We start from the raw sequence: 9,336 nt of genomic DNA on the forward strand, positions 1-9,336 counted from the left end.
GGTTTGGATATAAATAAAGTAAATTCCCTCGGGTAGGGTTATTTTATTATTGAAAAGGTATCTTCCGCTCGGTCTTGTTTCTCTTATTATTTCTGTTAGCAATCTTCCTGAGGCATCGTATATCAACGCTCTGATATCCCCTGAATTTTTAAGATTTCCCCAAAGGATAAAATCGCCTCTTGAAGGATTAGGAGAAATATGAACATCGGGATCCGCCATCTTTATCGGTCGGTGTTCAAGGATACCAAATGTCTCATCAGGGAAAGACAACCTGGGATCGGCTTCATTGTTGCTTGGATAATAACGCATCCAAACGATCGCCGGGAACCATTGATTGTGAGTGTTATTCCAGAACGTGGTCATATCCATCTGATACCAGGTATATGGCCGCCCATAATCAGAGGATGTTGTTAGGGTGTCGATAATACTTGTCCCCACCCTTTCAAAATTATTGGGATTGGTGTTATATAAATTGCTAAGGGCTATGGAATCATTCAGACACCGTAAAGCAAAAGGAATGTAGTAAGTGTCGCCATCGTGGTCTTTGTAATAGGCAAGATGGTAATGATCAGGACCAGCATTATTTCCAGCATATTCTCCATCACAGGTGACGACGGGCGTTTTGGTCATAAGTGCATCACCATCAACCAGTTTTGAAATAAAACCCATACCATTTGCCATTCGGAATAATATCCGGACATTATAATCCGTTGCGGTCCAGGGATAGCCGAAAGCGACAACAACGCTTGCCCGATTATAGTTGTGCGAAGCGGCTACATCAATATTATCAATATCAGACGTATGTACATATTCAGTTCCAGTCCAGCTGCCTGGCAAGCCTGAGATACTTTCCAGAATTACTAATGAATTGTTCGATTTTCGAGCAACAAAGACAAATTTATCAGTTGATTGAGATGCCGCGCCCTGGGCACCTTTGGGTATCGCCCAGATGTTGGTTGTCCATGGCGATGTATAAACAGTCGACCAGGTCTCTCCAAAATCCGTTGACTGAGCAATCACCACATTTCCCGTGGTATAATTGTGATAAATGCAACAAAGGCGATGGTCGGACCAGACATGTTCTACGCTGAGATGGGGCTGGTTACATTCGTCACTCGATGTTTCCACACTAAAGATGTTGGTTGCCGAAGGATCATTTAAATCAGTAAAACGTCGAATCCAGATATTGCCGGACATTGATGAGCCACTAATTGCATACGATTCATACAGATACTGATTAATGGGGTCAATTGCTACATCAAAAACATGGCGGTCGGCAGTCGCAGAACCATGTGAGTGCCATCTTTCCCAATTATTCCCACAGTCAGTTGAGCGCCAGAGAAATATCGTATCCTCACCCGTCCCCGAAGTTTGATTGCTTGCGGCAACAAAGATATAATTATTAAAAGTGGCGACCGAAGGGGTAACATGGTCCAGAACACTCAAGTCTACAAGACCTAATGACCAACCGGTTCCCTGGTTATCGTCATCCCGCTTAGAATAGTCAAATTTAACTGGATGTATCTGGGTTTCTTCATAATGGATCTTTGGTAAATTTTTCTCTCTTGTAATATATTGCAGAAAATTTTCTGCTTCATTCATAAGGTAAACCAATTCTGCATAATTCCAATCTGTTGGTTGAGATTTAAATTCTTGCCAGAGTTTTTGGAGTCTTATTCTATATCCAACATATGCATTCTCCTCGGCGGAAAAAACATCGGGAGGTAATTGAGGTAAAAGATTATTTAGTCTATCTTCAAGATTTAAGATTATTGTTTGTTTATCAGAACCTGACATATCTTTCCATTTCTGCGCCAGCGCCGCTTTTTCAGCGGTCCAGCCATTAGGGACAAATATAATTTTATCATCGGTCTCCAACGCAAATAATAGTGTTGCTAATATTGTTACTACCCATATAATATTTTTCATATTTTTTTCTCCTTTCTTTTTAAAAGCAATTTGGACCTTTAGTTAATTTTCAAAAAAATTATCACCCCCTTTTCACTTACTTTAATTGCCAGTAATATTATATAAATAAACTGCTATAGAATCTTTCCCCTGGGCTCAAAAAATTAAGGATTTTCAATGGTTTTTGCTGAAATATAGCGTACTTGACAAAATGATATTTTTTGGTATTATTTTCCATAAAATTGCAATGAAGAAAAACTTTGAGGTAATCCTGAATGCCCTCGATGAACTTCAGGAAAAAAAAGATTTCAAATTCATCTCAAGCAAGTACAACATTCATCACACCACCCTGTGGAGATGGACAAAAAAATTCTATAAAAAAGATTTTTTTTATCGACGGCTATGGAAAGATATCCCTGAATTAATTGAAAAAAGAATTGTTAGTATAAAAGAAGCTAAACCGGATATCACGCTTGATCAAGCCCAAAGTGAATTAAACAATCAGGGTATTAAAGTTTCAACCAAGATAATTTATAATATCTGGAAAGATTATGGACTGATAAGGCAGAATCCCCGAACCCCCTTTTCTTTTTTTGCTCCGGCAACAGCTGAGGCAAAATATAATCTAACTTATGTCCGGATATTACTCAAAAATGGACATTCTTCAGACAATTTAAAGAAATGTGCCGATATTATCAATCGGTTGCCGGCATTTCCTGCTGATTATACGGATATCCTCAGAGAAATACCCGATGAGTTGCTGACAACGAAAAGAAAACTGGATAAATTGATTACGCAATTTTTGAAAATTCCCCTTCAGGATTTCTATGAACATATTAAAAATTTAAGAATCCAACTGGAAAGGGAAGGATTGTTTTATTCTGCGATAAAAGCTGCACTTTTAGAACTGGCAGCTTTGACTCGTTTGAGATATCCTCGGGAAATTTTGAATCTTCTCTCTCATCTTAAAAAAATTAAAGGCAATTTAAGAGATCCCGTGCTTGATTTCCAGTTGAAATTTTTTGAAGCCTCTGCTTATTGTGAGATTTTACAGATTGGCGAAGCGCAGAGGATAGCAAAGGAGATGCGGCAGATAATGGCAAAAAAGAAGTACCCATTCTATTATGAAACTTATGGTGAATTGATGACCTTCATGAGCAATTATCGCGTCGCTACTCGATATTTTATAAAAACATTGGAATGGACCACGAATAGAATAGACCAAAATCGATTATATTACAAAATTTCTATATGTCTCACTTTAAATGGTCGATACCGGGAGGCGCTGAAATATCTTAGTAAAGCAAAGATTGATGAGAAAGACAAATATTTTGCCCATTACCTGATAGCACGTGCCCTGATAAATTTTGGTTTGGGACGGATAGAAGAAAGTCTGGCAAAATGTGAACAGAGTTTGAGACAGGTAGAGAAAGAGCAGCTCATTGGAACATTATATTCGACGATATCTTGCTATGCCACAATTCACTGTGCGCTGGGCGAAAAAACCCATGCCGAACGCATTATTAAAAATTATCTACCAATTCTTGCAAAATACGGGCAGAAAAGAGAAATAGAAGTTTTAAGCCATTTAATTTCAATTGATAAAGAATCGCCAGGCTCTGAACTGCCGACATTACAATTGATACATTTGCTCAAACGTGCACGGCAAAGTTTAAAAATAAAAGATTATCGCCAGTTATTTATCTTTGCGCAAAGATATGGCTTGGTAGGTTTTCTCCAGCGTTGTTTATTCTTTATACCCGAATTGGTTCTCAATGTCCTTAATCATGGCAAGAAGCCCGATTTACCTCAGGCTTTACTTCAAATGCCGGCTTTAAATCCTGAAATGCCCAGTTACCGAATAAATTTTTTGGGCGAAGTCGTTATCTACAAGAATCAAACCTATCTAAAGGTAAATCTCACACCCAAAGAGAAGGCATTTTTTATTTTTTTGAGTCAAAAGATACCCGAACCCGAAAGGGCAATAGCAATAGATGAAATATTCAATTACTTCTGGCCCAAGAAAGATAAATTAACAGGACGTTTAGCCCGTTTTCTAACCGATTTTAAAAAGAAAATAAAATTGCCCAAACATCTCTTGGTAGCAAGGGACGGCCACTTAATAAATAATGGATTTTATATCACAAATGATTACGGTGAATTTATCTCAATCATTACCCGTGCCAAAGCGCTGAACCGAGCAGGAGAATGGAATTTTGCTCGAAAAGAGTATTTGCGAGCATTTAATTTACTGCGCGGTGAGCCATTTAAAAAAAATTTTGACAACTGGTCTGTAGATATGAGATTTAGAATTTTAACCCAAATTGAAGATGAAGCGGTTTCATTTGCGAAGATTTGTCTGGAACATGACGACAAATACGGCGCATGCCGAATTTTACAAAAGATTCTAAGGATTATTCCTGATGCGGAAGAGGCAAAACGCCTTTTAGATTTATCTAAAAAATCAAATGAAAAACCCGAGGCACCCAAAGGGCACCCCGGGATCTGAAAGGGGGATTCTCTAAAGGTATTTTAAAGGCGATTTGTCTTTAAGTCTCTTTGCAGACTCAATGCCCGATTCAAATCTGCCTCGGTGATATAACCCAGCTCAACCATTATTTCACCCAATGGTTTACCCTTTCCGCTGTATTTATTCATCTGCACCCACCGCGCCTCATTTACCTGTTCATGGGTAATAACCCCCAATGCGATTAAAATTTCACCGATAAATGGATGCGCACCCATTTTCACTCAATCAACACTGCTTTCTTTACACAAATTACGCCTTTGTAATTCAGATGGACAAAATAGACACCGGAAGGCAGCCTGCGACCGTGATTATCCAAACCATTCCAGATAACTTCGAAAGCCTCACCATTTTTCTTAATTTCGTGATTAAATTTTCTCACCACCCTCCCTGCCACATCATAGATTTTCAACGAGATATCATTTTTAGTTCTGTTATAATTGTAATTTTCATCCGGGATGTATAATGTAATCTTAAGGGATTTATTAAAGATATTCGATGCCAGTCTCAATTCGGGTCGCACAGGATTAAAAATAAAAGATTGATTTTCTTCAATACCAATCAGACTATTGGGTGCCCAGGTTGTGAATCGCAAGGCAAAACTATCGCTAATAGGTGGAACACCACAGGGAAAATTTGGCACCAATTTTACCCGGTAATATACTCCTGATGTGCCAGTACTATTTTCAATACCAACCTGATAAGAGGCCTGACCGAAAGAGTCGGTGTGATAGAATCGGTAATAGCAGTAGATATCACCATCACCGGTGGGTGTCGGGTAATATGCTGGGTCGTGTAGGACAATCTGAAAACTATAGTGGGTATCTGGCAGAGTATATAACGGCATTTTAAACCATTCTACGATAAACCGATGCCTTGGCTGGTCGTAATAGTAATAAACATCTGCCGGATGATTTGGATAGTTGGGCCAAAGGAAACCGTGATTCAACGCTGCAATAAAATTATTCGGTAAGTTGGGAGTGGGTATACCATTTATAAGACCATATGGAACTGCGACGGAATCCATTACGATAAATCCATTGTCATGCACCATAATTCGGTTGTAATTTTCGCCATAAAATTTGAATGTAAACGGTAGGTGAACACATTTAGGGTCTTCATTTTGGGGATCCAACGATATTCCCTGATGCTCATTCTGAGTAGTATCAATCGCAAACCACTCAAATACCGGCCTCAATTCTGGATATGGACCAGTCGACCAGTAGCAATAATAGCGTCCATCATTGGGTACTGGGTTTCCCACTGGAAATTCAATAACTTTTGTCCAGGATGTCTCGGCACAGGCGATAAAAACCACAAATCGTGCAGTATCACCACCTAAATAATTAGGTGAAACATATAGTGCAAACCGATCACTGGTATTCTGCACCGAATCACCAACATTGATATTACCAAAATTGGCAGTAGAATCTAAAATCATTATCCCGGGATCACCCGTCCGTAATTTGGCTGAGACATTCGTGGCATCAAATACACCGTTGTTTTTTAGATAACAAACAATCTGGGCGTTTTCTCCAGGGTCAAGTTTCTCGTTTCCATTATTGTCACCCACTACACGGGGTTTTGTGATGATTAGATTCGGTTGGTTGGGTGATGGTGAATTCTGTAAAGCGCGCCAGATATTTAGTATTCCCCAGCCCCACTTATTGTTGGGTATATTGCCCGCCCAATATGCTCCGTCACAATTGAAACAAAGGAGATGATATAATTGTTGGGGTGTGTAATTTGGATTTCTTTCAAGCAAAAGAGCTGCTGCACCAACGACATGTGACAAGGGCGGAACATTCCCTAATTTATATCCACCATTCTTCCACGCTGAATACACATTTCCCCATGGTGCGAGGAGGTCCGGTTTTAAAAAGTTCCAGGTGGGATAAAACCAGAAAGAAGGATCATTTATTGGCGGTATATTCGGAGATGGTCCAACATTTTGATTAGCAATATTGAGACTATCAACGTAGCCAACGCCAATTACTATCGGATAACTCGCTGGTGCTGAAAAAGTTCCAGATATTGTAGGAATTCCTACATCACAGACTGATAATATACCCAGATCTTTCATGAAAGACACTATATTCCACCAGTGTATATTATTTTGTGTTCCAACGTATGCAAACTCAATATCAAGCAATCTTATATCAATCCCCATTTGTTTAAGATCCGCCATATACTGTAAGCACTCATCAGTTGATGAATAAGTATAACTACCCGATGTATCAATACATTTCGTCGGAATAAACTTTGCATTATAGGCAATACCGATATCATTACCAGAAGGTCCTGGACCATCGCCCCCGCAGATTATGCCAGTTAAGAATGTACCCCAATAATCATCGTAAGGAACTGATTGCCCATTCACTGCATCATACCAGTAAGGCGCCAGCCATTTGCCTGCAAGTGCTGGATGTTGAACCATTACGCCACTGCCAACAACTCCGATAATGACATCTCTTCCACTGTATCCTGCCGCCCAGCAAGAATCTGCCTGTATCCTTCTTAAATTCCAACCAATATCCACATTATCTATATCCGAGTTATCCAATCGCACATTACTTTCCTCAATTGTTTGAGGTTCAAAGGAACATTTCATTTTGACATTCGAAGAGATAAACCAGATATCATTCCGTTTGGCTAATTCTTTGATCACATCCTTTGTCGCCTTCAAATGGAGACCATTAAAAACCCAGAATTGCCGAACAATTTCCGCCTTACTTTCGGGCAATGATTTCAGGTAATCCACCAAGGCACTCTGTGAGTTAAAAGCAATAACCTTTGCCTGATTACATTTTTCCTGCGGGGTTAAATTGTCGTTCTCACTAAATGGATATTCCGTATTCATATGAACGATCACAAAAATCTTTTCATCCGGTCTTGCTCTATCCATAACATCCTTCAGGTCTGAGGTAATCTTCCCCGGCACCTGGGGTAACAGGAAAAATAATATTAATAAATAGTGCATAAAACCTCCTTTAGCAGAAATATTTTATCATAAAATTGTCATATATTTGATCAAAATGTCCTAAAAAACATATGAAATTGCGTGGGTTTTTTTCTTTTTTTACTGACTTTGGGAAAAAATAAAATTTTTATACCATTTTTTCTTAAAAATGCAATAACAAATGGTTTTCCAATGAAGGGTACCTATCATAAAGACTTATGGTAGGAAGGTTTAGTTAACTACAATTAACTTGCCAAATTTTATACCTTTCTTTGCTGTTTCAATCTTATAGAAATAAATCCCTCCAGGTAAGTTATTCAGTCTTTTGCCGATCTTTCTGCCCAAAGGATCATACAATGTAAGTATACCATCGACTCGGTCTTCATATCGGCAATCATTTGCTAAAATCGTCGGTATAAAGAAACCAGCAGGATGATCTACATCTTTATCCTCAGTTATACCTACCAATATTTCTTTAAATCCTTCCTGGATCTGCCAGCCAGGATTATTTAATCCACGCCATTCATAGGCACCAACATCCCACTGGCTTCCATAAGGTCTTGATAAGAGATTGAAATCGTCATCCGGTGCACCATAGGATTGGGTCCCGTTATTGAGCAATGTAGCACTGGATTTTGGATAAAGATTGATAACACCCGGGGTCGGGACTGGATTTATAAATTCCTGGCTCGGATGATTGCCCAATGTTGAACCTGTTACCTGGGATTGACCATAATGCCGATTATATGCTACATAACCCGGACCTATTCCGTCCGGTGCCTGTATCGCACTCGCGGTTATGGTATCCTGATAACAGGCATTATTGATGCAGACCATTTCTCCGGTCGCAATATTCCAGTCATCAAGCCTAAGACAGGTTATATTGCAGTGATATATTGTATTATTCCGGATATATAAATCATTCATTCCCCAACCACCATAATTGCGGACATTTATTCCATAATCACAACTGAATATCACATTATTGTCAATATTGGTCTGACCCACGGCAAAGATACCTTCAGGTGTATTCCAGATTGCATTCCGACGCACAATATTATTGTCTAATGCTGAACTCTGGTCAGTCTTATACAAAACAATCCCTGCCTCATCACAATTGTAAACAACATTATCCTGAATGATGTTTAAATATGTACCCCGCTTGAACTGAATACCTTTATGTGGGTGGCAATCGTGTATCCAGTTCAGTTCTACAAGACAATGATGGACCGGTGTAAGACCATCATGATTTCCGATATAAAGACCTTCACCAACATCAGTTATATCGTGGATATGGCAGCGACGAATTGTGAGATAAGTGAAAGATTGTCCTGCAGGATTGGCACTTATCCCGACACCAGTGAGATCATGGATATGTAAGTTTTCCATCAAAATATGGTCGCTCGTGGTTCTGAATTTTATCCCATCAATCCCTGAACCATTATAAGAATTTGTGATTTCAATTCCTCTAAGTTCCACATAATGGCAATTATAGATATCAATCACATTATCATAATTGACGCCATTGATAACCACACCGCTGGAATAAGGTTGTATCACAATCCAGTCATTTTCGGTTCCATATCGGTCTGCAATATTCCAGTTCATAGCATATGTTCCAGGCATTATCAGTAGTGTATCACCAGCCTGCAATTGATTTGTATATGACTGTATTTCACCTGGTGTATCTGCAATATAAGTTGTGGCAAAACCAAGGCAGAATAAGAGAATGATAATGTTCACCCGACTCATTTTTCCTCCTTTTGACATTTTAATTTTAATCCAGCCTTTTACCATTGTCAAGATCTTGACAACCTGAGTACTCCTCACTTTTAATCTTCGGTTGGGCATAACTTTTTGAAACAAAAAAGCCACGGGTATTTGGATAAATCCAGCTTATCCAATAATTCTAAACCCAATCGGAAACTGCTTAACAATTTCT

At 39.0% G+C, this 9,336-nt stretch carries 5 protein-coding genes; 1 reads left to right on the forward strand and 4 read right to left on the reverse strand.

The genetic code is table 11. The features are described from left to right. Positions 1–1,929, reverse strand: a 1,929-nt coding sequence (locus tag ABIL39_11760; protein ID MEO0166800.1) for a T9SS type A sorting domain-containing protein, incomplete at its 3' end; no start/stop codon positions are given. Between the two features lie 226 nt (positions 1,930–2,155). On the opposite strand from ABIL39_11760, the gene ABIL39_11765 reads away from it, so the two are divergent. After that, on the forward strand, positions 2,156–4,417 hold the full coding sequence (locus ABIL39_11765) for a hypothetical protein (protein MEO0166801.1): 2,262 nt from the start codon (positions 2,156–2,158) through the stop codon (positions 4,415–4,417). A gap of 23 nt (positions 4,418–4,440) precedes the next feature. Here ABIL39_11765 and ABIL39_11770 read toward each other — a convergent pair whose 3' ends face one another. The 3 genes from ABIL39_11770 to ABIL39_11780 form a co-directional block, all read right to left on the reverse strand. After that, on the reverse strand, positions 4,441–4,653 hold the full coding sequence (locus tag ABIL39_11770) for a hypothetical protein (GenBank protein MEO0166802.1): 213 nt from the start codon (positions 4,651–4,653) through the stop codon (positions 4,441–4,443). 2 nt (positions 4,654–4,655) lie between these two features. Beyond that, positions 4,656–7,415, reverse strand: a complete 2,760-nt coding sequence (locus ABIL39_11775; GenBank protein ID MEO0166803.1) for a S8 family serine peptidase — start codon at positions 7,413–7,415, stop codon at positions 4,656–4,658. A 210-nt stretch (positions 7,416–7,625) separates the two neighbouring features. Beyond that, entirely contained in the window at positions 7,626–9,146 is a 1,521-nt protein-coding gene (locus ABIL39_11780) for a right-handed parallel beta-helix repeat-containing protein (protein MEO0166804.1), read from the reverse strand. Positions 9,147–9,336: the final 190 nt, after the last annotated feature.

This window comes from candidate division WOR-3 bacterium (genome assembly GCA_039802205.1).
GTDB lineage: Bacteria > Hydrothermota > Tepidihabitantia > SM23-42 > JAOAFX01 > JAOAFX01.

Bases quoted from the DNA above. Each gene is read 5' to 3' on its own strand.
- ABIL39_11765 (MEO0166801.1), top strand. From the start codon at position 2,156: ATGAAGAAAAACTTTGAGGTAATCCTGAATGCCCTCGATGAACTTCAG.
- ABIL39_11770 (MEO0166802.1), bottom strand. From the start codon at position 4,653: ATGGGTGCGCATCCATTTATCGGTGAAATTTTAATCGCATTGGGGGTT.
- ABIL39_11775 (MEO0166803.1), bottom strand. From the start codon at position 7,415: ATGCACTATTTATTAATATTATTTTTCCTGTTACCCCAGGTGCCGGGG.
- ABIL39_11780 (MEO0166804.1), bottom strand. From the start codon at position 9,146: ATGAGTCGGGTGAACATTATCATTCTCTTATTCTGCCTTGGTTTTGCC.